Genomic DNA, 23,473 nt, shown 5'->3' on the forward strand with positions numbered 1-23,473 from the left:
TCCGCTCAGCCGCGATCGATGCACGGCACGGCTCGCGCGCCGGCAAGACCCGCTTACTGAACCGTGCCGATCGCCGCCCGCGCGGACATCAGCACGATCAGCCGCTCGATCTGGCGCCAGCGGTGCGCGTGGATCTGGTCGCCGAGATCGCCGCTGCGATCGGCACGCGCCGCCGCCTCGAACCCCGCATCGTCGCCGAACGCGGCGATCAGCCTGGCCGCATCGGCAACCTCGCTGCGATGCCCCAGCCACGGCATACCGGCCATTTGAAAACCACTCCGCAAGTCGTGGGCGAGAGGCAAACACGGATCATGCCACGACCGGCATCGCCGCCCGTGCTGCGGCGCACGGTGGTAAACGCCTGTCGAACGCCGCGTGTCACTCGTCCCGCGACGGGACGCTGGCGTCCAGCGGCGGGACATGGCAGAGCCTGCGGCATGGCAAGCAAATCCCCAGCAGCCGGCGGCATCCTTATCGCGATCGGCGCGATCGGCGGCGCGGTCGCCGGCCTGTTCCTCGGCGAACCGAGCAAGGGCCTGCTGCTCGGCCTCGGCGCGGGCGCAGGCATGGCGATCGCGATCTGGCTGATCGACCGGCGGCGGTAGGCGCGGCCACGCGCGCACCCCAAAGCCGTTCGTGAAAGCCGTTCGTGCTGAGCCTGTCGAAGCCCGTCCTGAGCGGCTGGCTTGCCAGCCAGCCGAAGGGCACGTGTCCCACCCGCACCGTTAGCCGCTACCGCAAAGCCCGCGACAGCCACACCACCCGCCCGATCACCTCGACCGCGCCCGGCGGCTGCGCGGCGATCTCCGCCGCCGCCGGATTGTCGCTGGTGATGCGCAGCATCGCGCCATCGCGCGCCACCCGCTTGACCAGCAGCGCCCCGTCGAGCCGGATCACGAACACCGCCGGCTGATCGCGCACGCGCCGGTCGCGCTCGTCGACCAGCATCAGGTCGCCATCCTCGATCAGCGGCGCCATCGAATCGCCGCGCGCGCGGATCTCGGCGGCGTCGCTCGCGCGCACGCCGAGCTGTGCGAGCAGGCGCGGGTCGAAATGCGCCGCGCCGCCCGCCCGGTCCTCCTCGGCGAGCGCACCCGGCCCCGCCGACGCCTCGATCTCCAGCCGCCGTATCGGCACGCTCGGCGCCGCCGCTGACGGCCCGCCCAATTCCGCCTCGTCGATTCGGAAGAACGCCGCGAGCAGCCGCCGGTCGGCCTCTGCCAGCACGCGCGGGGTGCCGCGCTTCACATATTGCTGAAGGTAGGCGTCGTTGCGCCGGAGCATCCGCGACAGCGCGCCATAGCTGTGCCCGCTCGCGTCGATCAGCGCCGCCAGTCGGCCTCGAATGTCGTCGCGCGCCATGCGTTCACCATAGCCTAGGAAATTTCCTAGACAAGTTGGAAATGCGAGAACAAAAACGGAACATCAAGCGAGTCGAGGAGGCGGACAGGTGATGATTCTGGGCAAGATCGATCGGTATCTCAAGGCGACGGCGATGACGCCGACGCGGTTCGGGCGAATGGCGGTGCGCGATCCGCGGCTGGTCCACGATCTGCGGCGCGGGCGCGAACCGGGCGCGCGCATGATCGCGCGGATCGAGGCGTTCATCAGCGAGCGCGGGCAATGAGCCGCGGTCCCGACGCGGGCGTGCGGCTCGAACGCGCCTTGGTCGCCAGCGCCGCGCAGGCCGGCTGCACGGTGACGATCGCCGACGCGAGCTGGGTGCGCTGGGCGAGCGCGACCTTCACCGGCGCGCGCCACACGCTCTGGCTGACGGGCGCGGTGGGGCCGGCGCTCGACCGCTGGCTCGCCGATCTTCCCGAAGCCGAACTGCCGCTGCGCGAAAGCCTCGTCGCCGATCTCGCCGTGGCGAACGTGGCGCACACGGGCGAACAGGCACGCATCACGCTGGAGGCGTTGACCGTGGAGGTGTGACTCGAACGGATTTAAAAAGCCGGCCAGCTTCCCTTGGCGCGCGGATGCGCTACGCTGCGCGCAACAGGGGGAAGATATCATGCGAAACGGGCGGCTCGTGTCGGCGCTGGTGGTTGCGGCGTTGCTTTCGGCGTGTGGTGGTGATGACGGTGGCGGCGGCAGTGCCCCGGTCGCGACCAATCCGACGCCCACGCCGACTCCCGCCCCGACGCCCACCACCACCGCCGGCTGCACTTTGCGCGAGCGTGAGACCTGGGCGGCGGCGCAGCTCAACGAATGGTATCTGTTCCCCGACACGCTGCCGGCCAGCCTCGATCCGAAGCCCTATGGGACGCTGTCCGATTACGTCGACGGGCTCACCGCCACCGCGCGGGCGCAGGGGCATGACCGCTATTTCACCTATGTCACCTCGATCGCCGAGGAAAAGGCCTATTACGCCTCGGGGTCGAGCGCCGGGCTTGGCGCGCGGCTGACGCTCGACTCCACGGGCAAACGGCTGTTCATCGCCGAGGCGTTCGAGGGCGCGCCCGCGCTCACCGCCGGGCTCGATCGCGGCACCGAGATCCTCGCGATCGGCACGAGCAGCGCGAACCTCAAGACGGTCGACAGCCTTCTCACCGCCACCCAAAACACCAGCGGACTGGTCGACGCGCTCGGCCCCGACGACGCCGGCGTGACGCGCGTGCTGCGGGTGAACGATGCGGGCGGCACGCGCACCGTGACGCTCACCAAGACCACTTACGACATCGCGGCGGTCTCGGCGCGCTACGGCTCGAGCATCATCACCGATGCCGGGCACAAGGTCGGCTATGTCAACCTGCGCACCTTCATCACCAGCGCCGAGGACCAGTTGCGCACCGCTTTCGCCAATTTCCGCGCGCAGGGCATCACCGAGGTGATCGTCGATCTGCGCTACAATGGCGGCGGGCTGGTCTCGACCGCGCAGGTGCTCGGCAATCTGCTCGGCGGCAACCGCTCGACCGCCGACGTGTTCGCTTATCAGACCTTCCGGCCCGAGAAATCGGTCGAGAACGAGACCATGCTGTTCGCGCCGCAGCCGCAATCGGTCTCGCCGACCAGGATCGCCTTCATCGGCACCGGCGGCACCGCCTCGGCGAGCGAGCTCGTCATCAACGCCTTTCCGCCATTCCTCCACGCCAATGCCGCGCTGATCGGCACCAACACCTATGGCAAGCCGGTCGGCCAGATCGCGCTCGACCGCGCGGCGTGCGACGACCGGCTGCGCGTGATCGCCTTCGCCACGCAGAACAGCGCGCACAATGCGAACTATTACAATGGCCTCGCCTCGACGATGGAGGCGAGCTGCGCGGCGAACGACGACCTCACCCACAAGTTCGGCGACCCGCAGGAATCCTCGATCCGCCGCTCGCTCGACTATCTCGAGGGCAAGAGCTGCACGCGCGTCTCGGCGACGGCGAACACCGCCACCGCCTCGGCCCCCGGCGCGCTCAAGGTCGCGACACCAGGGGTGCAGGCTTTGGTGATGCCCGATCGGCCGTCCCCCGCGCAGCGCGAGGTGCCCGGGCTGTTCTGAGCGCGGGCCGCAACGGCCGGCACGCGGCGGGTTTCGGCCTGCCGCATCGGCGTTGCCAAGCGCGCGCAACCTCCGCAACAGGCCCGTTCGGGTTCGAAGGATCAAAGATGCGGAAAGTCGTTCAGGTCGTATGTGTCGTGCTGGTCGCCGCGTTGGTGATGTTCGGCGGCCGCTGGTACATGTACGTCGCGATGGGCAGCAGCCCGTATGACGAGGTCGGCATCGCGCTCAACGGCCACGCACCCGCGCCGCTGCGGAGCTGGGGCTGCCATACGATGCAAAAGCGCTTCCCGGGCCAGTTGCCGCCCTACGGATGCGCCACACCGGATGGCCGTAGCTGGATGTGATCGTCAGCCCTCGCGCGGGCGCCGGACGTCTTTCCGGGCGGTGTGGACGAGCGCGGCGGTGGAGAGCAGGATCGACGACACCAGCACCGCGATCGACACGATGCCGGGGCTGGTGACACGAACGCTCGCGGTCATCCGCGCGCGGCGGCCGAACACGATCGCGGCCTTCGCACGGTGATGGACTGGCTGACGGCGCAGCGCGGGAACGGGTGGCTTCGGCATGATGACGCGAGGCTACGCGCGCGGCGGGGGTGATCGCAAGGCGGTTTCGTGGCGTGGCGTTTCTGGCACCTTGCGACGTGCCGCGTCGGCGCGCCCCAGGCCACGTGGGGATTGGGTGACGGGCGGCTTTTGGGTTAGTCTGGCACCCGTACCGCTCGGCCATCCAAGTGCCCGATCGCTCGGCATAGGCGAGCGTCACGCCGAAGGTGAGGCTTTGGTATAGCGGCTGGGGAAAGACGATGCAGGCCAAAGCCGTATTTTGCGAGGTTCGATACCGCCTCGATCCCGACAGGTTGAAGGAGTTCGAAGACTATGCGCGCGCCTGGGTACGGTTGATCGAACGACACGGCGGGGTTCACTAAGGTTTCTTCATGCCACGCGCGGCGCCCGGGGATACGACGATCAGTTTCCCCGGCACGGGGCAAGCAGGCGCCGAGGATGTCGCCGTCGCTCTGTACGGGTTCGCTGACGCGGACGCATACAATAGCTATCGCACGCAGGTCAGCCTCGACCCCGAGGCCGCTCCCGTAATCGAGCGCTTTGCGGAACCGCCCTTCAAGAGCTACGAGCGCATCTTCCTGTCGCCGTTATAGCGGTCGGCGCCAGCGACGGTAGCACAGGTCGCTCCCGGTCGGCTTTCGAGCGACGATGGCCTAAGCAGATACTCGATCACGCGAGATCATTCGCCACCTTTGCCTTGACCCTTGCAAGGCTGCGTTCGGAAAATTCGGCCAAGAATGGCTTGGCGCGTTCGCGATCCTTGTCACGAAGCGCGGCCTTGGCTGCTTCCAGAAGTTGGTCGTCAGTCAATTCCGTGTTGCTCATCGTTGCCTCCGAATGGCGCTGAAACAGATGGGCGCAATGCTTGCCGCTGTCCAGCGCCCGCTTTCGCGACAATCGACAGGCTTACCGACCGGGTTTGCGTGGTTGGCGGTCGTTCGATCCGTTGCTCATCCTATTTGTCGCTATAGCAACGACAATTAAACCGAGAAGCGCGGTTGAGCCATGAATGACGCTATATAAAAATGTTGCATGGTCTACTTCTCGAAAGCGTCCATGAGCGCCGAGGAAGTAGTGTCCGCGCTCGACTTTGCCTCCGAACGCTTCACCGCCGAGCCAACAACTGAGTGCGAGAAAGGCTACGAAGTTAATCACCCCAAAAACTTGGACCACCTTCCATGCAAAAGCTCCCACGATGGTGCTCCTGACACGCCGATTATTAAGAGCCGCGACTGATCGAATGACCGAGGTTGGGGCAATTGTCTCACTCGTCATCTGGGCGCGAATCGCGTCCGAGCGGCGTTTCGCTCGCGTCGCTTTATCAGAGACCAGCCAAATTCAATGGCGAGCGAAATCGAGCCGACGAGCCAAACCCAGACGGGCGGTTCCCATCCTTGTGCAATACTAAAGCCGACAACGCATAGGATTAATGAGCTTACGATCTCAGCCAAACCAACAATGCGTTTGAGAGCATCCTGCGTCATTTCGTGCCCGTAGCAGATCAGGTTGAACGCGGGAATATCCCGATCTTTTGGTGAGCTGCCGTTGGCTAGGGAACTGATTTCGTCGCTTTCAATCTGGCTTTGCGCTGCAACAGAGCAACGGGAGCGGCAATGACCAGAGCCCCGAGAATTGCAGCGGGAGTACCCTGACTGACAGGCAGAAAGCTAGGCAGCGCGATTTCCAAAACCAGAAGCGCAAGCAAATAGGTAAGCAGCCCGTAGGTCTTCGCAAACCAAAGTGCGACAAGAAGGGCCACACACGACGCAAACCCGACTATCAGAGCGATCTCACCGATTGCTTCCATAGCCAGAGTTTACCGCACAGCGGACTGTCTGCAAGTGGGGCGCTAGCTGCCGTTAATCCCGCAGGAGTATCCAGTCTCCACCAGCCCATTCTTCGCACTATTGGAGCCCGACCAGGCGGGCTTGGTGATGACCATCATTCACCGCCGGGAAATTGGCGAGTTTCATGCTCCGCGCTGCCGATGAACAGTCGGAGCAGCCACCCGCCTTCATTGGTATCCGTCTCGAAACAGCGTTGATCCATGATCCTCTCCTCAATGGGTGGCGAAGGCCTGTGAGAGATCGCGGGCACCATGCAGCACGCGAACGATCTGCACCCCTGCATCGCCAGCCACGAAGAAGATCAGATATCGACCATGCCGCGCACTTCGCAGGCCGGTCGCCAGCGCATTGCGGGCCGGGAAACTGCTTGGCCGCTTCGCGATCGTCGTCATGGTAGCCTCGATCTCGGCAACAAACGACAGGGCACGCGCGGGATTATCGAGCGCAATGAAATCGCCAATCTCGATCAGATCGGCCCGTGCGGCCGGTAAAAGCCGATACGACACGGGGCGTCAGGCTTTGTTGGCGTAACGCGCGCGTAGCTCGGCGAAGACGTCCTCGGCCGGAATGCCGGGGCCGCTGTTCAACCCCGCCTGGATGGCTTCGCGCAAGGATTCCAGATCGCGACGCTCAATATCGCGAGCGCGCGTCCATTCGCGCAATGCCTCGCGAACGACCTCGCTGGTTGACGCGTATTCGCCACCCGCAACAGTCTGGCGCAGAAGAGCGGCCATCTCGGCCGGCATGGTGATGGTCATGCGTTCGATCGCTGACATAGAAACCTCCACTAGCTACGCATCACATATCATACTTATGAGGCGGCAGCCAATGATGCGGATCCCTTGATTGCACGCCACAGGGTGGAACGATCGACACCGAGCAAGCCAGCCACGCTGGCGAGGGATTCGAGCCCAGCGACAATCTCCTCGGCTTTGCGGAGTTGGGCTCCGGCGCGCTTTACCGGGCGGCCGAGGTGCCGCCCGCGCCGGTCTAAGCAGCTTGCGAGCAACGGCGCGCAAGCGACACTTGGCACTTGGCACTTGGCCGCGCGTCGATATGCCGTTGGTGGAGGCGGCGTAGCGGTCGCGAGAGCCTTGCGAACGTCGGCACGTCTGACGAAACGTTTCGCCACCCGGGCGCGTTCCGGAGGCCACCGTGGAGGCCGGAACGGGTCCGGCATGACCGAAGGGCCTTTGCGAAGGTCTCGCCGCCCCCCTACCCCGCCCGCGCCACTTCGCGCCAGCCGATGTCGCGGCGGCAGAAGCCGGTCGGGAAGTCGAGCGCGTCGACCGCCGCATAGGCCGCGCCTTGCGCCGTGCGCACGTCGGCGCCGGTTGCCGTGACGGCCAGCACGCGGCCGCCCGCCGCGACCAGCGTGCCGTCTTCGATCCGCGTGCCGGCCTGGAACACGCGCGCGCCGGTCGCTTCGGCGGCGTCGAGACCGGCGATCGCGCCGCCGGCCTCGGGGGTGCCGGGGTAGCCGCGCGCGGCCATCACCACGGTCAGCGCGGTGGCGTCGGCGAAGCGGGCCGGTGCGCGGTCGCCCAACCGCCCTTCGGCGACCGCGCGCATCACGTCGAGCAGATCGTCTTCGAGCCGCGCCATCAGCACCTGGCATTCGGGATCACCGAAGCGGGCGTTATATTCGATCAGCTTGGGGCCCTGCGCGGTGAGCATCAGCCCGGCGTAGAGCACGCCGGAGAACGGATTGCCCTCGGCGGCGAGCGTGCGGACGGTCGGCCAGATGATCTCGTCGAGCGCGCGCTGTTCCAGCTCGGGGGTCAGCACGCTGGCGGGGCTGTACGCGCCCATGCCGCCGGTGTTGGGGCCGGTGTCGCCGTCGCCGACGCGCTTGTGGTCCTGCGCGGTGCCGAACGGGAGGATCGCTTCGCCATCGGTGAGGACGAACAGGCTGACTTCCTCGCCTTCGAGGAATTCCTCGATCACCGCTTCGCCGCCGGGGGCCGAGAACAGGTCGCGCAGCGCGGCCTCGGCGTCGGCGCGAGTCTCGGCGACGGTGACGCCCTTGCCGGCGGCGAGCCCGTCCGCCTTGACCACGACGGGGATGCCGAACCGGTCGAGCGCGGCGAGGCCCTGCTCCAGCGCGGTGACGCGCGCATAGCCGGCGGTGGGGATGCCGGCGCGGTCGCAGAGCGCCTTGGTGAAGCTCTTCGAGCCTTCGAGCTGCGCCGCCGCCGCCGAGGGGCCGAACACCGCGATGCCGGCCGCGCGCAGGCTATCGGCGAGGCCATCGACCAAGGGCGCTTCGGGGCCGATCACGACGAGGCCGATCGCGCGCTCGCCCGCGAACGCCACCACCGCCGCATGATCGGTCACGTCGAGCGCCACCACATCGGCATGCGCCGCGATGCCCGGATTGCCCGGTGCGGCGAACAGACTATGGAGGCCCGGCGATTGCGCGAGCTTCCAGGCGAGCGCATGTTCGCGACCCCCCGAGCCGATCAGCAGGACATTCATGGCGGACCCCTTTTACGATAGCCAGGCGCGGCTGGTAGCCGAGGAGATGGCGGGCGACAACGCCGCGCCGCTTTCGGTCGGCGAACTGGCGGCGAAGCTCAAGCGCGTGGTCGAGGGCGAGTTCGGCCACGTCCGGCTGCGCGGCGAAATCTCGGGCTACAAGCGCGTCGCCTCTGGCCACGCCTATCTCGCGCTGAAGGATGACGGCGCGGTGATCGACGGGGTGATCTGGAAGGGGCAGGTGGGCATGCTGCCGTTCCAGCCGCAGGACGGCATCGAGGTGATCGCGACCGGGCGGATCACCACCTATCCGGGGCGGTCGAAATACCAGATCATCATCGAGCGGATGGAGCTGGCCGGCGAAGGCGCGCTGATGGCGCTGCTGGAGAAACTGAAGGCCAAGCTCGCCGGCGAAGGGCTGTTCGATACCCAGCGCAAGAAACGCCTGCCGTTCCTGCCGCGCGTGATCGGCGTGGTGACATCGCCGACCGGCGCGGTGATCCGCGATATCCTGCACCGGCTGGAGGATCGCTGCCCGAGCCATGTCATCGTCTGGCCGGTCAAGGTGCAGGGCGAAGGCTCGGCGGCGGAGGTGGCGGCGGCGATCCGCGGGTTCGACGCGCTGGTGCCCGGCGGGCCGGTGGCGCGGCCCGATCTCATTATCGTCGCGCGCGGCGGCGGCTCGATCGAGGATCTGTGGTCGTTCAACGACGAAACCGTGGTGCGCGCGATCGCCGCCTGTTCGATTCCGATCATCTCGGCGGTGGGGCATGAGACCGACACCACGCTCGCCGATCACGCCGCCGATCTGCGCGCGCCCACCCCGACGGCGGCGGCGGAGATGGCGGTGCCGGTGCTCGCCGACCTGCGGCTGACGCTGGCGGCGCACGGCCAGCGCACCGAGAAATGCGCGCGGCGCTATCACGAGCGCGGGCGCGAGCGGCTGGAGGCTTTGGTGCGCGTGATCCCGAGGCGCGACGCGCTGCTCGGGCCGCAGCGGCAGCGCGCCGACGATCTCGGCGCACGGCTCGACCGCGGGCTGGAGCGGCGCGTCACGATGGCGCGCGGCGTGCTCGATCGCTCGTCGGGGGCGTTGCGCCCGGCGGTGCTGATGCGTCAGTTGGAGAGCGCGCGCGACCGGCTCGATCGGACGTGGCGGCTGGCGCAGTCGCTCAACCCCGATGCGCTGCTCGATCGCGGCTATGTGCGCGTGACGGCGCGGCCCAGCGGCGAGACGCTCGTATCTGGCGCGGCGGCGCGCGCGGCGGGGGCGGTGACGCTCCATTTCCGCGACGGACAGGTCGATGCCAAGGTTGAGCGTGCCGGCCCCAAGCCCTATGATCGCAAATCCGAGCCGGCCGACCAGCCGAACCTGTTCTAGCCGAGAGCCGCCACCATGCTGATGCCCAACTCCGATCGCCTCGCCCGGCTGCATTATATGGCGAACGGCTTCCGCGTGCTCACCCCCGGCGACCATGTACTGTGCGCGGTGAGCGGCGCGCGGATCGCGCTGGAGGATCTGCGCTACTGGAGCGCGGCGCGGCAGGAAGCCTATGCGAGCGCGACTTACGCCACCGAGACGCTGAGCGCCTGATGCGCGCCGCCGGGGGGATTGCCGCCGTCGCGCTGCTGCTGCTCGGCAGTTGCGCGAGCGTGCCGCGCTATCCGAGCATCCCGCCAGCGCCCGTTGCCCCGGTCGCGCCACGGCCAAGCGCGCCGCCGCCGCGTCCGGTCGGTCCCGTCCGGTTCAGCTACACCGGCAGCATGATTCAGGGCGGGCTGGTGATCGGCACCGCGCCCGGCGGGGCGACATTGGTGACGGTCAACGGCGCCAGCGTGCCGGTAGCGCGCGACGGGCGCTTCGTGTTCGGCTTCGATCGCGATGCCGGGCCGATCGCGACCTTGGTCGCCACGCTCGACGACGGGCGGCAAGTGCGCGACCAGCTCACTGTTGCGCCGCGAAGCTGGGATATCTCACGGTTGGCGAGCCTGCCCAAATATCCGGTGCCGGCGCCCGAATTCGCGCGCATCCGCCCCACCGAACTCGCGCAGATCGCGGCGGCGCGGGCGCTGAAGACCGACGCGCAAGGCTGGCGGCAGGCGTTCCTGTGGCCGACCACCGGGCGGATCTCGACGCTGTTCGGATCGCAGCGCATCTACAAGAACGGCGAGGCGGGCGCCTATCATTCGGGGCTCGACATCGCCAAGCCGACCGGGTCCGTGGTGCTCAGCCCGGCGGACGGCGTGGTGATCCTCGCGGCGGACCATCCCTTCACGCTGGAGGGCAATCTGCTGATGATCGACCACGGCATGGGCCTCAACACCGCGTTCCTGCACCTCTCGCGGATCGACGTGCGCGTCGGCGATCACGTCCGCCGCGGCCAGCCCGTCGCGCTGTCGGGCGCGACCGGCCGCGCGACGGGGCCACACCTGCACTGGGCGATCCGCTGGCAGGGCGCGAAGCTCGATCCGCTGCTGGTGGCGGGGCCGATGGTGGCGGGAAAAAACTGAGCGATTGCAGCACGCCGGGGGGAATTTGTATCAGTATGTTTCTGCATTGATACAAACCTGTTGCACTTAGGATACAGGCGCTGCGAAAGTGCGCCGCAGCATGAACGACAGCTTTACAGGCTGAAAGCTCGGTCTCATCCCTCGGCCATGTTCCGGGCGGCATTTGTCCGACATCGGAATCGATTTTTGCCGACTCCGGCGCAATGGCCGCCAGCCGAGGCATGAAAAAGGGACTCATGACCATGACCATCCGCTCTCCGGGAAAGATCCGCCTTCTCCTCGCCGCGGCCCCGCTCGTGATCGCGCTCGCAGCGACCCCCGCGTTTGCGCAGGACACGACGGCTGCCCCGCTTCCATCCGCGCCGGCCCCCGCCGACGACACGAGCCAGCAGGACGTTGTCGTCACCGGTTCGCTGATTCGCAACAGCGCGACCGCGACCGCCGCACCGATCAACACGCTGAGCGCCCAGGACTTCGTGACCCGCGGTCAGAACACGATCGCCGAAGCGTTGCAGACGATCCCCGCCAACGGCGCCGGCACGATGACGCGCGCCTGGAACAGCTTCGGCTTCGCCACCGGCGCGACCGCGGTTTCGCTGCGCGGCCTCACCACCGGCAACACGCTGACGTTGTTCGACGGCCAGCGCTCGGCGATCTATCCGCTCGGTGACGACGGACAGCGCAGCTTCGTCGATCTCAACACCATTCCGCAATCGATCGTCGAGAAGGTCGACGTGCTGCAGGACGGCGCCTCCTCGACCTACGGCGCCGATGCGGTTGCCGGTGTGGTCAACGTTGTGATCAAGAAGGAAATCGTGGGTCTCCACGCCAACGTCTCGGCAGGCATTTCGGAGCATGGCGATGGTGGCGAAAAGCGCGCCGACCTGACCTACGGCTACGGCAAGCTCAGCGAGCAGGGCTTCAACATCTACATCAATGGCGAGTACCAGTCGAGCAATCCGCTCTACGCACGCGACCGTGGCTACCCGTACAATACCAACGACTATAGCCGCGTCTGTAACGGCGCCGGCAACTGCCTGACCAACGAGACGATCAATGGCATCCAGGCCAATGGTGACTTTGGCGGACTTGGCTCGACGCGCGTACCGGTCGTGCAGCCTTATCTCAACGGTGCGCCGGCCTATGAAGATCCCGCCGATCCGCGCGGCAATTTCCGGCTGCTCAACGCGAGTGCCGGCTGCCGCGACTTGAAGGCCGTCACGCTGACGCCCGCGCAGCAGGCCGCCGCGATCGGTGCCAACACGCCGACCGACCCGCAGATCTGCCAGCAGGACAATATCAACGACTATCTGCAGGAAATCCCAAAGCAGCAGCGTTACGGCGCCACCGCGCACGTTACCGTAAACGTCGGCGACCGCGCGCAGGCCTATGCGACCGGCACGTTCTACGAATCGAAGACCGACAGCAGCATCTCGCCGCTGGCGTTCGCCAACCAGACCGCGGCTGGCGGCACGCAGTTCACGCTGAGCCCGGTGATCCTGCCGACTTACATCTGCCCGCGCGGCACGACGGTCGATTGCACCGCCGCCAACGGCACACTCAACCCCAACAACCCGTTCGCTGCGGCCGGTCAGCAGGCGCGTGTGAACTATCGTTATGATCTCCCGCGTCGCACGTTGAGCGATGCCAAGACATATCGTTTCGCGGGCGGCATTTCGGGTTCGTTCGGCGATAACTGGAAGTATGACGTCAACGGCACCTATTCCGAAGTCGATCTGCGCATCACCAACAAGAACTATCTCATCCCGCAGCGGTTGATCGACGTCGTCAACGACGGGTCGTTCAACTTCGTCGATCCGTCGCAGAACAGCCAGGCAATCCGCGATTATATCGCGCCGACCAACGTCAACAATTCGAACTCGAAGCTGTGGCAGGTCCAGGCAAGCCTGTCCAAGGCCCTGTTCGCGCTGCCCGGCGGTGATCTGGTCGCGGCGGTCGGCGGCGCGTACCGGCATGAGTCTGTCTACAACCCGAGTGCCAACGCACCCAACGAGGTCAACCCGGCCGACCGCTATTACAGCATCAACTCGGTAAGCACGATCGGCAGCCGCAATGTACGGTCGGGCTTCTTTGAAATCGACGCGCCGATCTTCGATCAGTTGACCCTCAACGGTTCGGGCCGTTACGATAGTTATTCGTCGGGGCAGGACAATTTCTCGCCGAAGATCACCGCGATCTTCAAGCCGATCGAGCAACTCCGCTTCCGCGGCACCTGGTCGCGCGGCTTCCGCATTCCAAGCTTCCAGGAAGCCTATGGCCAGCCGACCACCGGCTACATCAATGCCACCGTGTCGCCCGATCAGCCCGGCGGCGCCGCGTATATCGCCGCGCATGGCAACAACAATTACGCGAAACTGCCGTACAGCTATGGCTTGACGTCATCTGGCAACCCGAACCTGAAGCCGGAAACCTCCACCAGCCTGACTGGCGGTGTCGTGTTCGAACCAAACCGTCACTTCGCTTTCACGGTCGATTACTACCACATCAAGATCAAGGGCCTGATCGGCGCGCCCGATTATTCGGGTGTCGAAGAAGCCTATTACGCCAATAACGGCGTGGTGAATCTTCCCGGCATCAGCGTCCGGCCTGGCATCGCCGATCCCGATCACCCCAATGCGTTGCCGCAACTGGGCTTTGTCGAGTATCAGTATGTCAACACCACGTCGGAGACGACCTCTGGTCTCGATTTCTCGGGCACCGCGCGGCTGCCGCTCGGCCACGGCATCAACCTGACCAGCCGTGTCGATGCGACGTATCTGATCAACCTCGATCAGACCACGCCAGCGGGCGTCGTGCAGAAGTTCGCCGGCTCGCTCAGCCCATGCAACATCACGTCATGCTCGGGTGCGCCGCGCTGGCGCGGGAGCTGGCAGAACACGCTCGACTTCTCGGGTCGTGCCTCGCTCAGCGCGACCGCTTATTATACCAGCGGCTATAGCATGGCGTCGGTCGATTACGGCGGCGATCCCAGCGACTGCTCGGCCAGCCTCGGCTCGTCGGTCTATACCTATAACAACGGCGATGCCTACAAGTGCCACGCACGCCGCTTCATCGACGTCGACATGACCGCATCGGTCAAGGTCGGTGATCGGTTCACTTTCTATGCGAACGTGCTCAACGTGTTCGATGCCAAGCCGGACTTCAACCCGGGCCAGAGCTATGACAGCGGCTTCGGCTACAACGTCGCCTGGGAGAGCCAGGGCTTCATCGGTCGCTTCGTCCGCTTCGGTGCGAAGATCGATCTGTAAGGATTGCCACACAGGCACGGCGAGGATCGGGCGGCTCCGCAAGGAGCCGCCCTTTCTCTAGGGGCGAGATAGCAGGAGCTTTCGACCTACTGCTCCGGTCAAGTCGTTCGGCGCGGGCTGCCTGTTGCGCCGCAGAACGTCTGAAAGCCGGCCGGTGCCAACCGGCAACAGTCGCGTCGGATGAGATATCGGACGAAATAACGATGTCGGACATGCGGGAGAAACATTCGTCCGTCAGCCGTGTGGCACAATTGCTACAAACTCGATCAAATCATCACACCGGGGGGTCGCTTGTCTTTACACCCGGTCCGGCCGCGTTCATTCCTCCTTCATCTGCCTCACCGCGCGCTGTCAAAAGCGCCGAGGCTCGGTATCTCCCGACGTTCGCGACAGGGCGCGCGGCGGGGGATCGCAAAGGGGAAAGACACTGATGATTTCGGCCCACACGTCTCTCAAGAACCGTCTGCTGCTGGGCGCGGCACCGCTCGCAGCGCTGGCATCGTTCGCCGCGCCGGCGTTCGCGCAGGACCAGGCCGGATCGGCGTCGCTGCCGACCGATTCGTCGACCGCCGAGCAGTCTAACGACATCGTCGTTACGGGCTCGCTGTTCCGCCGCACCAACACCGAAACCCCTTCGCCCGTCACCGTGCTGACGACCGAGACGCTGTCGCGCGCCGGCATCACCAACATCAACGACGCGGTGCGCTCGATCTCGGCCGATGGCGCGGGTTCGATCTCGACCGGCTTCACCAACGGCTTCTCGGCCGGTGGCGCCGCCGTCTCGCTGCGCGGCCTCGGCGTTTCGTCGACGCTGGTGCTGGTCGACGGCCTGCGCTCGACCAACTTCCCGCTCAACGACGACGGCCACAACGCTTATGTCGATCTCAACTCGATTCCGTTCAGCGCGGTCGAGCGTGTCGAAGTGCTCAAGGACGGCGCCTCGTCGAGCTACGGCGCGGACGCGATCGGCGGCGTGGTCAACATCATCATGAAGAAGCACTTCACCGGCCTGGCAGGCACGGTCGAAGGCGGTGTGACCGAAAAGGGCGACGGCGCCCGCTATCGCGGCAACCTGACTGCCGGCTACGGCGACTATGACGAGAAGGGCTGGAACTTCTACGTCAACGGCGAATACCAGAAGGACCGGCCGATCTCCGCGACGGCACGCGACTTCCCATACAACACTAACGACCTGAGCTCGATCGGCGGCCTCGACAACAACACCGGCGACAGCTCGCTGACGACTCAGTCGACCAACGCGGTGGTACGCCGCGCCCCGCAGACCGACCTCAACAATCCGTTCGCCGGCGGCGTCGCGAGCGGCACCTATACGCTGCTCGGCGGCACCGCGCAGTGCGCCAACGGCACGTTCACCGTTCCCGGCGCGGCTGGCGGCACGGGCTGCAAGCACGATTACGGCCAGGAATATGGCACGCGCTACAACGACATCCAGCCGTCGCAGGAGCGCTACAGCTTCACCGGCCGCCTGAGCCTGCGGCTTAGCGACACGATCGAAGGCTATGCCACCGGCAGCTACTCGCACAGCCAGGTCACGATCGGGCGTCAGCCGAACGGCATCCGCCAGACGCAGCCTTACGGTGCTTCGCCGACCCAGTCGTCGAGCAACCCGGGCATCGTCCTGCCGGTCTATATCTGTTCGGCCGGCGTGAACTGCGCGACCGCTACGGACCGCACGCTCAACCCGAACAACCCTTATGCAACCGCCGGAGCAGACCCGACCACGAACGCTGCCCGCATCTATTATGCGTTCGGCGACATCCCGGTCTATTCGGTACGCAAGAACGAAGTGATCCGCGGCGCGATCGGCTTCAACGGCGATATCGCTGGCGATTATCACTGGAAGATCGATGCGGTTGGCGCACGCGACAACTTCTCGATCGAAAATCATGGCGTGCTCGACATCGCCGGGCTGAAGAAGGCGATCAACACCGGCGCGTATAATTTCGTAAACCCGTCGCTCAACACGCAGGCGGTGCGCGACATGATCGCTCCGCAGTACACGACGCCGTCGCACACCTCGCTGATCTCGGTCGACGCGTCGGTCGCAAAGGATCTGTTCGCGCTGCCGGGCGGCAACCTGCAGGTCGCGGTTGGCGGGCAGTTCCGTCACGAGACCGAAGAGAACAACAGCAACAATCCGGGCCTCACCAAATACGCCAACACCTCGGCGGCATTCGGTACGCATGACGTCTACGCGGGCTATTTCGAAGTCAACGCGCCGATCTTCGACACGTTCGAGGTCAACGGCTCGGGTCGTTACGATCACTATTCGGAAGGGTTCAGCCACTTCTCGCCGAAGATCGGCGCCAAGTGGACGCCGATCAAGCAGCTCGCGATCCGCGGCACGTATTCGAATGGTTTCCGCGCCCCGACCTTTGCGGAAAACAACCCGCGCTCGAGCTATGCCGGCTTCGTGACGGTGACGCCGCCGGCGAGCTTCCAGCTTGCGCATGGTGGCCTTGTCACCAACGGCAACACCAACCCCTACGCCCAGGCCTACAGCCTCGGTTCGGGCGCGACCGGCAACCCCGACCTGAAGCCGGAGAAGTCGCGTAGCTTCACCGCCGGCATCGTCGTCGAGCCGGTTCGCAACGTCAGCTTCACGGTCGATTACTATAACATCAAGAAGACCGACGTGATCGTGACGGGCCCGGACGCCGGCATCGCGCGCGCGAACTATTTCGCGGGCACCCCGCTGCCCGCAGGGTATGAGGTCTCGGCCGTCGACGCGCCCGATCCGCTGTTCCCGAACGCGCTGCCGCGCGTGCTCATCATCAACGTGCCGTTCGTCAACGCGGGTTCGATCAAGAGCTCGGGCCTCGACTTCGGTGCGAACGTGAGCGTGCCGCTCAGCGACCGCGTGAAGTTCACCAGCCGTCTCGATCTGACCTATGTGATCCAGTACGATCTGGATCCCGGCAACGGCAGCAAGATCCAGAAGTATGTGGGTACGCTTGGACCTTACGAACTTTCGTCGGGTGCGGGCACCCCGCGCGTCCGCGGTAACTGGCAGAACACGCTCGAGTTCGGTCCGTTCTCGCTGACCGCGACGACCTATTACGTGTCGCGGATCAAGGAAGTCGCGGCCGACGAAGGCGACGACATCTCGTGCGCGGGCGGCAACCTGTACGGCACCGGCGACAAGTTCTGCTACATCAAGCGGTTCATCTACGCCGACGTGAACGCCGCCTTCAAGGTGAACGACGACTTCACGTTCAGCGTGTTCGTCGGCAACATCACCGGCGAGAAGGCTCCGCTGGCACCGGCATCCTACTCGGGCGCCAACTACCTGCCGACCTGGCACATGGCCGGCATCGTTGGCCGTACCTTCCGCGCGGGCGCGACCTTCAAGTTCTAAGCCCGCCGCAAGGCACCAAAAGAGAGGGGCGGCTTCCGCGAGGAAGCCGCCCCTTTTTTGTGTTCGTCGCGGGGTGCGGGCAGCCCCGCTACACCACCACCAACTCCAGCTTCCCGTCGCCCTCCTCGACCCGCACGGTCGCGCCGTCCTTCACCTCGCCGCGCAGGATCAGGTCGGCGAGCGGGTCTTGCAGGTAGCGTTGTACCGCGCGCTTGAGGGGGCGCGCGCCGTAGACGGGATCGTAGCCGACGCGGCCGAGCCAGGCGCGTGCGCCTTCGGTCAGGTCGAGCGTCACCTTGCGATCCGCCAGCAGCGTGTCGATGCGGCGAACCTGGATGTCGACGATCGGCGCCATCTCGCTTTGCCCGAGCCGGTGGAACAGCACGATCTCGTCGAGCCGGTTGAGGAATTCCGGGCGGAAGTGCGCGCGCACGATGTCCATCACCTGCGGCTCGACACTCGCCACATCCTGCCCGTCGGCCAGCGTGGTCAGGATCTGGCTGCCGAGGTTCGAGGTCAGCACGATGATCGTGTTGGTGAAATCGACCGTGCGGCCCTGCCCGTCGGTGAGGCGACCGTCGTCGAGCACTTGCAGCAGCACGTTGAACACGTCGCTGTGCGCCTTCTCGACCTCGTCGAACAGGATCACCTGATAGGGCCGGCGCCGCACCGCCTCGGTCAGCACGCCGCCTTCCTCATAACCGACATAGCCGGGAGGGGCACCGATCAGCCGGGCGACGGCATGCTTCTCCATGAACTCGCTCATGTCGATGCGGACCATCGCGCTGGGATCGTCGAACAGGAATTCGGCGAGCGCCTTGGTCAGTTCGGTCTTGCCGACGCCGGTCGGCCCGAGGAACAGGAAGCTGCCCATCGGCCGGTTGGGGTCTTGCAGCCCGGCGCGAGAGCGCCGCACCGCGGTCGCGACCGCGCGCACCGCCTGCTGCTGGCCGATCACGCGCTTGCCGAGCGCCGCCTCCATCTGGAGCAGCTTGGTGCGCTCGCCCTCGAGCATCCGCTCCATCGGGATGCCGGTCCATTTGCTGACCACGCCGGCGATATCGTCGGCGGTGACTTCCTCGCGCAGCATCGCGCCCCGCGTCGCGCCCTGCGCCTCTTCGAGCTGGCGCTGGAGCTGGGGGATTCGCCCATAGGACAGCTCGCCCGCGCGGGCGAGATCGCCGGCACGCTGCGCCTGTTCGAGTTCGAGCCGGGCGGCATCGAGCTGTTCCTTCAATCGCGATTCGGCGGCGATCTTGTCCTTCTCACCCTGCCAGCGCGTGGTGAGTTCGGCCGATTGCTGTTCGAGATTGGCGAGTTCGCCCTCCAGCGTCGCGAGCCGGTCGCGCGAGGCGTCGTCGCTTTCGCGCTTCAATCCCTCGCGCTCGATCTTGAGGCGCAGGATGCGGCGGTCGAGCGTCTCGATCTCCTCGGGCTTGCTCTCCACCTCCATGCGGATTCGGCTGGCGGCCTCGTCCATCAGGTCGATCGCCTTGTCGGGCATGAACCGATCGGTGATGTAGCGGTTGCCGAGCGTCGCCGCCGCGACGATCGCGCCGTCGGTGATGCGGACGCCGTGGTGGAGTTCGTATTTCTCCTTGAGCCCGCGCAGGATCGAGATCGTATCCTCGACGGTCGGCTCGCCGACGAACACCGGCTGGAAGCGGCGCTGGAGCGCGGCGTCCTTCTCGACGTACTTGCGATACTCGTCGAGCGTGGTCGCGCCGACGCAGTGAAGCTCGCCGCGTGCGAGCGCCGGCTTCAACAGGTTGGAGGCGTCCATCGCGCCGTCGGTCTTGCCGGCGCCGATCAGCGTGTGCATCTCGTCGATGAACAGCACCACCTGACCCTCGGCGGCCTTGACCTCGTCGAGCACGCCTTTGAGCCGCTCCTCGAACTCGCCGCGATATTTCGCGCCGGCGATCAGGCTGCCCATATCGAGCGCCATCAGCGTGCGGTCCTTGAGCGTATCGGGCACGTCGCCATTGGCGATGCGCAGCGCGAGGCCCTCGGCGATCGCGGTCTTGCCGACGCCGGGTTCGCCGATCAGCACCGGATTGTTCTTGGTGCGGCGCGCGAGGATCTGGATGGTGCGGCGGATTTCCTCGTCGCGGCCGATCACCGGATCGAGCTTGCCGTCGCGCGCGGCCTGGGTGAGATCGCGCGCGAATTTCTTGAGCGCGTCGTAGCGGTCCTCGGCGGAAGCGGTGTCGGCGGTGCGGCCGCCGCGAAGCGCGTTGATCGCGGTGTTGAGCGCCTCCGCCTTCGCGCCGGCGGCTTGCAGCGCCTTGCCCGCCGCCGTGTTGAGCGACAGCGCGAGCGCGACCAGCAGCCGCTCGACGGTGACGAAGCTGTCGCCGGCTTTCTGCGCGATCTGCTCGGCCTGGTCGAGCACGCGCACCAGATCATTGTCGAGGCCGGGCGAGCCCTGCGCGCCGCTGCCCGACACCGCCGGGATTTTCGACAGCGCGAGATCGGTTTCGGTGAGCGCGCGCTTGGCATCGCCGCCGGCGGACTGGATCAGCCCCGAGGCCATGCCCTGCTCGTCTTCGAGCAGCGCCTTGAGCAGATGTTCGGGTGCGATCCGCTGATGGCTCATGCGGATCGCGACGGTTTGCGCCGATTGCAGGAAGCCCTTGGCGCGGTCCGTGAATTTTTCGAGATTCATGTCGGTGAAATCCCTCCTTCGATGCTCGCGATATAGTGTTGCACTTTTATCACACAAGGGCCGGTCGGCGATTGGACGATGGTCTTTGCGCATGGTAGCGCACGCGCCGATCCACGGGATGAAACCATGCGTCTCAAATCTCTCGCTCTTATCGGGACGATGATGTTCCTTACCCAGCCCGCCCTTGCCGAAACCAAGCCTGCCCCGCTCGCGGCCCTGATCCGGCAGGTCGACATTCCCTATACGCAATTCACCTTAGCCAATGGATTGCGCGTGGTCGTCCATACCGATCGCAAGGCGCCGATCGTCGCGGTGAGCGTGTGGTATGATGTCGGATCGAAGTTCGAACCCAAGGGCAAGACCGGGTTCGCGCATCTGTTCGAGCATCTGATGTTCAACGGCAGCGAGAATGCGCCGGGCGATTTCTATGAGCCGCTCAAACAGGCCGGCGGCACCGACATGAACGGCAGCACCTATTTCGACCGCACCAATTATTACGAGACGGTGCCCAGGACCGCGCTCGACCGGGCGTTGTTTCTCGAAAGCGACCGGATGGGCTATCTGCTCGGCGCGGTCACGCAAGCCACGCTCGACCGGCAGCGCGGCGTCGTCCAGAACGAGAAACGGCAGGGCGACAACCGGCCCTATGGCCTCGTCCAGTACAAGCAGATCGAGGGGCTGTTTCCGGCCGGGCACCCGTATGGCCACACCACGATCGGATCGATGGCCGATCTCGACGCCGCCAGCCTCGACGATGTGAAGAGCTGGTTCCGCGCGCATTACGGCCCCAACAACACCGTGCTGGTGCTGGCTGGCGATATCGACGCGACCACCGCCAGGCCGCTGGTGGAAAAGTATTTCGGCGCGATCCCGTCCGGGCCGCAGAACACAGCGCCCACCGTCGAGATCCCGACGCTCGCCGTCGCCAAGTCCGAAGTGATGAAGGACCGCGTCGGCGCGACGTTGCTGCTGCGCGCGTGGACGGTGCCGGGGGTCAACGACACCGATTCGACGGCGCTCGACGTGGCGGCTGGCGTGCTCGGCGGGCTGTCGAGTTCGCGGCTCGACACGCTGCTGGTGCGCAAGGAGAAGCTGGCGGTTCAGGTCAGCGCGCACAACAGCAGCTTCGCGCAACTCGGCACCTTCAGCGTGCGCGCACTGGTGCGGCCGGGGGTCGATCCGGCGCTGGTGGCGACGCGGCTCGATGCGATCGTCGCGGATTTCTTGCGTGACGGGCCGAGCGCGGACGAGGTCGGCCGCTACGTCACCGAAAGCGTATCGGGCACGATCGCGGGCCTTGAGCGGGTCGGCGGTGGCGGCGGCAAGGCGGTGACCTTGGCCGAGGGCGCGCTCTATTCGAACAATCCCGGCTTCTATAAGAAGCAGCTCGCCGATCTCGCCGCGCAGACGCCGGCGCATGTCCGCGCGGTCGCCGCGAAATGGCTGTCCCGGCCGGTCTATGCGCTGACCGTCGAGCCGGGCGCGCGCGAGGCCTATGCCGATGCGGCGGTGCCGCCGCCCGCGCCGGTCGCGGTCAAGCCCGAGCCGCCGGTGAAGGGCACGCGTGGCGCGATGCCGCCCGCCGGTGCCGCGATCGACCTGACCTATCCCAAGGTCGAGCGCGCGCGGCTCAGCAACGGTATCGAGATCGTCTATGCGCAGCGCGGCGCGGTGCCGTTCACGCGCGCGGTGCTGAGCTTCGACGCCGGCTATGCCGCCGATGTGGCGGGGCGGTCTGGCACCGCCAAGTTCGCGCTGGCGATGCTCAACGAAGGCACCGTGGCGCGCGATGCCACCGCGCTCGCCGAAGCCAAGGAGCGGCTCGGCGCAGGGATCGGCATGGGGATGAGCGCCGACCGCACCAGCATTTCGTTCAGCGCGCCGAGCGTCAATCTCGCGCCGGTGATCGATCTGTTCGCGGACATGGTGCGCCACCCCGCGTTCACGCCCGCCGAAGTCGAGCGCAAGCGCGCCGAACTGCTCGCCGCCATCGCGCAGGAAGTGACCGATCCCGGCGCGCTCGCCAACCGCGTGCTGCCGCCGCTGCTGTACGGCGCGGCCTCACCCTACGCCAAGGCCAATGGCGGCGGTGATCCGGCGGCGGTCGCCGCGCTGACGCGCGACGATCTGATCGCGTTCAACGCCGCATGGCTCCGCCCCGACACCGCCCGGCTGTTCGTGGTGAGCGACCGGCCGCTCGCCGAGATCGCGGCGGCGTTCGAGCGCGGCTTCGGCGACTGGCAGGCTGCGGGCGCGCGCGGCGTCAAGCGGTTCGCACCGCTCGCGCCGACCACGCCGAGGATCGTGCTGGTCGATCGCCCCGATTCGCCGCAGTCCACGATCCTCGGCGCGCTGCCCAACACGCTCGCCGGCACCGATGAGCTGCTGCCGCTCATCACCGCCAATGATGCGCTCGGCGGCGGCTTCCTCGCGCGGATCAATATGAACCTGCGCGAAGACAAGCATTGGGCCTATGGCGCGAGCGGCAGTTTCCAGCGGATCGAACATGCCGCGCCCTATCTGGTCAGCGCGCCGGTGCAGGCCGACAAGACCGGCGCGGCGATCGCCGAACTGCGCAAGGAACTGACCGGCTATGTCGGCGCGCAACCGATGACCCAGGCCGAGTTCGATCGCGCGATCGCCGATGCGACACGCTCGCTCCCCGGCAGTTTCGAAACCTCGCAGGCATTGCTCGGCGGGATGCAGAACAACGATCTGTGGAAGCGCCCCGACGATTATTACGCGACGATCACCGCGCGCTACCGCGCGCTGACGCGCGCGCAGGTCGAAGCGGCGGCGCGTGCGGCCATCGACCCGGCTCGTGCGTTCTGGGTCGTGGTCGGCGACGCGAAGGTCGTCCGGCCGCAGCTTGACAGCCTCGGCCTCCCCGTCGAGGTGATTCCCGCCGCATCGGTCGCCACCGCGCGCCGGGCGGCCGGCTTACAGGAGTGACGTGATGGCGACGGTCGATGGACAGTGGAATATCGTGGTGCGCACGCCGCTCGGCGAACAGAAGGCGATGCTCAACGTGGTGAGCGCCGGCACCAGCTTCACCGGCAATCTGAGCGGCGCGCTCGGCTCGGTCGAGGTCAAGGACGGCACGGTTGACGGCGACACGCTCGCCTGGGTGATGTCGATCACCTCGCCGATGCCGATGAAGCTCGAATGCACCGCGACGGTGGACGGCGACACGCTGACCGGATCGGTCGGCGCGGGCGGGCTGGGGAGCTTCCCGGTCTCGGGCGTGCGGGCGTAACGTAAA

At 66.3% G+C, this 23,473-nt stretch carries 23 protein-coding genes; 15 read left to right on the forward strand and 8 right to left on the reverse strand.

Annotation, left to right across the window (positions count from 1 at the left end; translation table 11 throughout):
- Positions 1-53: 53 nt before the first annotated feature.
- Positions 54-257 carry a hypothetical protein gene (locus J0A91_RS06865; protein ID WP_069207117.1) on the reverse strand — a complete coding sequence of 68 codons (204 nt, stop codon included), beginning with the start codon at positions 255-257 and terminating at the stop codon, positions 54-56.
- A 180-nt stretch (positions 258-437) separates the two neighbouring features.
- On the opposite strand from J0A91_RS06865, the gene J0A91_RS06870 reads away from it, so the two are divergent.
- Entirely contained in the window at positions 438-605 is a 168-nt protein-coding gene (locus J0A91_RS06870) for a hypothetical protein (protein WP_169833094.1), read from the forward strand.
- Between the two features lie 127 nt (positions 606-732).
- Here J0A91_RS06870 and J0A91_RS06875 read toward each other — a convergent pair whose 3' ends face one another.
- Positions 733-1,362, reverse strand: a complete 630-nt coding sequence (locus tag J0A91_RS06875) for a S24 family peptidase (RefSeq protein ID WP_069204284.1) — start codon at positions 1,360-1,362, stop codon at positions 733-735.
- A gap of 88 nt (positions 1,363-1,450) precedes the next feature.
- On the opposite strand from J0A91_RS06875, the gene J0A91_RS06880 reads away from it, so the two are divergent.
- The 4 genes from J0A91_RS06880 to J0A91_RS06895 all read left to right on the forward strand — a co-directional run bounded on the left by J0A91_RS06880 (position 1,451) and on the right by J0A91_RS06895 (position 3,837).
- Positions 1,451-1,627 carry a hypothetical protein gene (locus J0A91_RS06880; RefSeq protein WP_169833095.1) on the forward strand — a complete coding sequence of 59 codons (177 nt, stop codon included), beginning with the start codon at positions 1,451-1,453 and terminating at the stop codon, positions 1,625-1,627.
- Positions 1,624-1,935: a hypothetical protein gene (locus J0A91_RS06885; RefSeq protein ID WP_069204285.1), complete on the forward strand. Its 312-nt coding sequence runs from the start codon at positions 1,624-1,626 to the stop codon at positions 1,933-1,935. Before J0A91_RS06880 ends, J0A91_RS06885 begins: the two co-directional genes overlap by 4 nt.
- Positions 1,936-2,014: 79 nt before the next feature.
- Positions 2,015-3,490, forward strand: coding sequence for a S41 family peptidase (locus tag J0A91_RS06890; protein ID WP_083224545.1), 1,476 nt, complete (start codon positions 2,015-2,017; stop codon positions 3,488-3,490).
- Between the two features lie 107 nt (positions 3,491-3,597).
- A complete protein-coding gene (locus J0A91_RS06895) occupies positions 3,598-3,837 on the forward strand; it encodes a hypothetical protein (RefSeq protein WP_069204286.1) in 240 nt (79 codons plus the stop codon).
- 3 nt (positions 3,838-3,840) lie between these two features.
- Here the strand turns inward: J0A91_RS06895 and J0A91_RS06900 are convergent, their stop codons facing one another.
- Positions 3,841-4,059, reverse strand: coding sequence for a hypothetical protein (locus J0A91_RS06900; protein ID WP_069204287.1), 219 nt, complete (start codon positions 4,057-4,059; stop codon positions 3,841-3,843).
- 239 nt (positions 4,060-4,298) lie between these two features.
- On the opposite strand from J0A91_RS06900, the gene J0A91_RS25055 reads away from it, so the two are divergent.
- Entirely contained in the window at positions 4,299-4,421 is a 123-nt protein-coding gene (locus J0A91_RS25055; protein ID WP_276204608.1) for a hypothetical protein, read from the forward strand.
- A gap of 9 nt (positions 4,422-4,430) precedes the next feature.
- A complete protein-coding gene (locus J0A91_RS06905; protein ID WP_069204288.1) occupies positions 4,431-4,652 on the forward strand; it encodes an NIPSNAP family protein in 222 nt (73 codons plus the stop codon).
- Positions 4,653-4,728: 76 nt separating this feature from the next.
- Here the strand turns inward: J0A91_RS06905 and J0A91_RS06910 are convergent, their stop codons facing one another.
- Positions 4,729-4,884, reverse strand: coding sequence for a hypothetical protein (locus J0A91_RS06910; protein WP_169833096.1), 156 nt, complete (start codon positions 4,882-4,884; stop codon positions 4,729-4,731).
- Between the two features lie 231 nt (positions 4,885-5,115).
- Here J0A91_RS06910 and J0A91_RS06915 point away from each other — a divergent pair, with 231 nt between their 5' ends.
- Positions 5,116-5,295, forward strand: a complete 180-nt coding sequence (locus tag J0A91_RS06915; protein ID WP_150126842.1) for a hypothetical protein — start codon at positions 5,116-5,118, stop codon at positions 5,293-5,295.
- Between the two features lie 823 nt (positions 5,296-6,118).
- Here the strand turns inward: J0A91_RS06915 and J0A91_RS06920 are convergent.
- The 3 genes from J0A91_RS06920 to purD all read right to left on the reverse strand — a co-directional run bounded on the left by J0A91_RS06920 (position 6,119) and on the right by purD (position 8,384).
- On the reverse strand, positions 6,119-6,412 hold the full coding sequence (locus tag J0A91_RS06920; RefSeq protein ID WP_069204290.1) for a type II toxin-antitoxin system RelE/ParE family toxin: 294 nt from the start codon (positions 6,410-6,412) through the stop codon (positions 6,119-6,121).
- 6 nt (positions 6,413-6,418) lie between these two features.
- Positions 6,419-6,682 carry a type II toxin-antitoxin system ParD family antitoxin gene (locus J0A91_RS06925; protein ID WP_069204291.1) on the reverse strand — a complete coding sequence of 88 codons (264 nt, stop codon included), beginning with the start codon at positions 6,680-6,682 and terminating at the stop codon, positions 6,419-6,421.
- 439 nt (positions 6,683-7,121) lie between these two features.
- Positions 7,122-8,384: a phosphoribosylamine--glycine ligase gene (gene purD, locus J0A91_RS06930; RefSeq protein WP_069204292.1), complete on the reverse strand. Its 1,263-nt coding sequence runs from the start codon at positions 8,382-8,384 to the stop codon at positions 7,122-7,124.
- On the opposite strand from purD, the gene xseA reads away from it, so the two are divergent.
- From xseA to J0A91_RS06955, 5 genes are all read left to right on the forward strand, one after another.
- Entirely contained in the window at positions 8,383-9,765 is a 1,383-nt protein-coding gene (gene xseA / locus J0A91_RS06935; protein WP_069204293.1) for an exodeoxyribonuclease VII large subunit, read from the forward strand. The two genes, purD and xseA, sit on opposite strands and share 2 nt — an antisense overlap.
- Before the next feature lie 15 nt (positions 9,766-9,780).
- Positions 9,781-9,978, forward strand: coding sequence for a DUF2093 domain-containing protein (locus J0A91_RS06940; RefSeq protein WP_069204294.1), 198 nt, complete (start codon positions 9,781-9,783; stop codon positions 9,976-9,978).
- Positions 9,978-10,895 (forward strand): M23 family metallopeptidase, encoded by a 918-nt coding sequence (locus J0A91_RS06945; RefSeq protein WP_069204295.1) that lies wholly within the window; start codon positions 9,978-9,980, stop codon positions 10,893-10,895. The genes J0A91_RS06940 and J0A91_RS06945 overlap by 1 nt, the downstream gene beginning before the upstream one ends.
- Before the next feature lie 242 nt (positions 10,896-11,137).
- Positions 11,138-14,164, forward strand: coding sequence for a TonB-dependent receptor plug domain-containing protein (locus J0A91_RS06950; protein ID WP_169833097.1), 3,027 nt, complete (start codon positions 11,138-11,140; stop codon positions 14,162-14,164).
- A 430-nt stretch (positions 14,165-14,594) separates the two neighbouring features.
- On the forward strand, positions 14,595-17,543 hold the full coding sequence (locus J0A91_RS06955; protein ID WP_069204296.1) for a TonB-dependent receptor plug domain-containing protein: 2,949 nt from the start codon (positions 14,595-14,597) through the stop codon (positions 17,541-17,543).
- 88 nt (positions 17,544-17,631) lie between these two features.
- Here the strand turns inward: J0A91_RS06955 and clpB are convergent, their stop codons facing one another.
- The gene (gene clpB, locus J0A91_RS06960; RefSeq protein WP_069204297.1) at positions 17,632-20,211 is read right to left on the reverse strand and encodes an ATP-dependent chaperone ClpB; all 2,580 of its coding nucleotides are present in this window, start codon (positions 20,209-20,211) and stop codon (positions 17,632-17,634) included.
- Between the two features lie 126 nt (positions 20,212-20,337).
- Between clpB and J0A91_RS06965 the strand changes: the two genes are divergently transcribed.
- Complete coding sequence (locus tag J0A91_RS06965; protein ID WP_069207120.1) at positions 20,338-23,163, forward strand: M16 family metallopeptidase; 2,826 nt, start codon at positions 20,338-20,340, stop codon at positions 23,161-23,163.
- Positions 23,164-23,167: 4 nt separating this feature from the next.
- On the forward strand, positions 23,168-23,467 hold the full coding sequence (locus J0A91_RS06970; RefSeq protein WP_069204298.1) for a hypothetical protein: 300 nt from the start codon (positions 23,168-23,170) through the stop codon (positions 23,465-23,467).
- Positions 23,468-23,473 lie beyond the last annotated feature (6 nt).

This window comes from Sphingomonas panacis, from assembly GCF_001717955.1.
Classification (GTDB): domain Bacteria; phylum Pseudomonadota; class Alphaproteobacteria; order Sphingomonadales; family Sphingomonadaceae; genus Sphingomonas; species Sphingomonas panacis.

Excerpts from the sequence above, each read along its gene's own strand:
- J0A91_RS06865 (WP_069207117.1), bottom strand. The coding sequence starts at position 257 with ATGCCGTGGCTGGGGCATCGCAGCGAGGTTGCCGATGCGGCCAGGCTG.
- J0A91_RS06870 (WP_169833094.1), top strand. The coding sequence starts at position 438 with ATGGCAAGCAAATCCCCAGCAGCCGGCGGCATCCTTATCGCGATCGGC.
- J0A91_RS06875 (WP_069204284.1), bottom strand. The coding sequence starts at position 1,362 with ATGGCGCGCGACGACATTCGAGGCCGACTGGCGGCGCTGATCGACGCG.
- J0A91_RS06885 (WP_069204285.1), top strand. The coding sequence starts at position 1,624 with ATGAGCCGCGGTCCCGACGCGGGCGTGCGGCTCGAACGCGCCTTGGTC.
- J0A91_RS06890 (WP_083224545.1), top strand. The coding sequence starts at position 2,015 with ATGCGAAACGGGCGGCTCGTGTCGGCGCTGGTGGTTGCGGCGTTGCTT.
- J0A91_RS06895 (WP_069204286.1), top strand. The coding sequence starts at position 3,598 with ATGCGGAAAGTCGTTCAGGTCGTATGTGTCGTGCTGGTCGCCGCGTTG.
- J0A91_RS06900 (WP_069204287.1), bottom strand. The coding sequence starts at position 4,059 with ATGCCGAAGCCACCCGTTCCCGCGCTGCGCCGTCAGCCAGTCCATCAC.
- J0A91_RS25055 (WP_276204608.1), top strand. The coding sequence starts at position 4,299 with ATGCAGGCCAAAGCCGTATTTTGCGAGGTTCGATACCGCCTCGATCCC.
- J0A91_RS06905 (WP_069204288.1), top strand. The coding sequence starts at position 4,431 with ATGCCACGCGCGGCGCCCGGGGATACGACGATCAGTTTCCCCGGCACG.
- J0A91_RS06910 (WP_169833096.1), bottom strand. The coding sequence starts at position 4,884 with ATGAGCAACACGGAATTGACTGACGACCAACTTCTGGAAGCAGCCAAG.
- J0A91_RS06915 (WP_150126842.1), top strand. The coding sequence starts at position 5,116 with ATGAGCGCCGAGGAAGTAGTGTCCGCGCTCGACTTTGCCTCCGAACGC.
- J0A91_RS06925 (WP_069204291.1), bottom strand. The coding sequence starts at position 6,682 with ATGTCAGCGATCGAACGCATGACCATCACCATGCCGGCCGAGATGGCC.
- xseA (WP_069204293.1), top strand. The coding sequence starts at position 8,383 with ATGGCGGACCCCTTTTACGATAGCCAGGCGCGGCTGGTAGCCGAGGAG.
- purD (WP_069204292.1), bottom strand. The coding sequence starts at position 8,384 with ATGAATGTCCTGCTGATCGGCTCGGGGGGTCGCGAACATGCGCTCGCC.
- J0A91_RS06940 (WP_069204294.1), top strand. The coding sequence starts at position 9,781 with ATGCTGATGCCCAACTCCGATCGCCTCGCCCGGCTGCATTATATGGCG.
- J0A91_RS06945 (WP_069204295.1), top strand. The coding sequence starts at position 9,978 with ATGCGCGCCGCCGGGGGGATTGCCGCCGTCGCGCTGCTGCTGCTCGGC.
- J0A91_RS06950 (WP_169833097.1), top strand. The coding sequence starts at position 11,138 with ATGACCATCCGCTCTCCGGGAAAGATCCGCCTTCTCCTCGCCGCGGCC.
- J0A91_RS06955 (WP_069204296.1), top strand. The coding sequence starts at position 14,595 with ATGATTTCGGCCCACACGTCTCTCAAGAACCGTCTGCTGCTGGGCGCG.
- clpB (WP_069204297.1), bottom strand. The coding sequence starts at position 20,211 with ATGAATCTCGAAAAATTCACGGACCGCGCCAAGGGCTTCCTGCAATCG.
- J0A91_RS06965 (WP_069207120.1), top strand. The coding sequence starts at position 20,338 with ATGCGTCTCAAATCTCTCGCTCTTATCGGGACGATGATGTTCCTTACC.
- J0A91_RS06970 (WP_069204298.1), top strand. The coding sequence starts at position 23,168 with ATGGCGACGGTCGATGGACAGTGGAATATCGTGGTGCGCACGCCGCTC.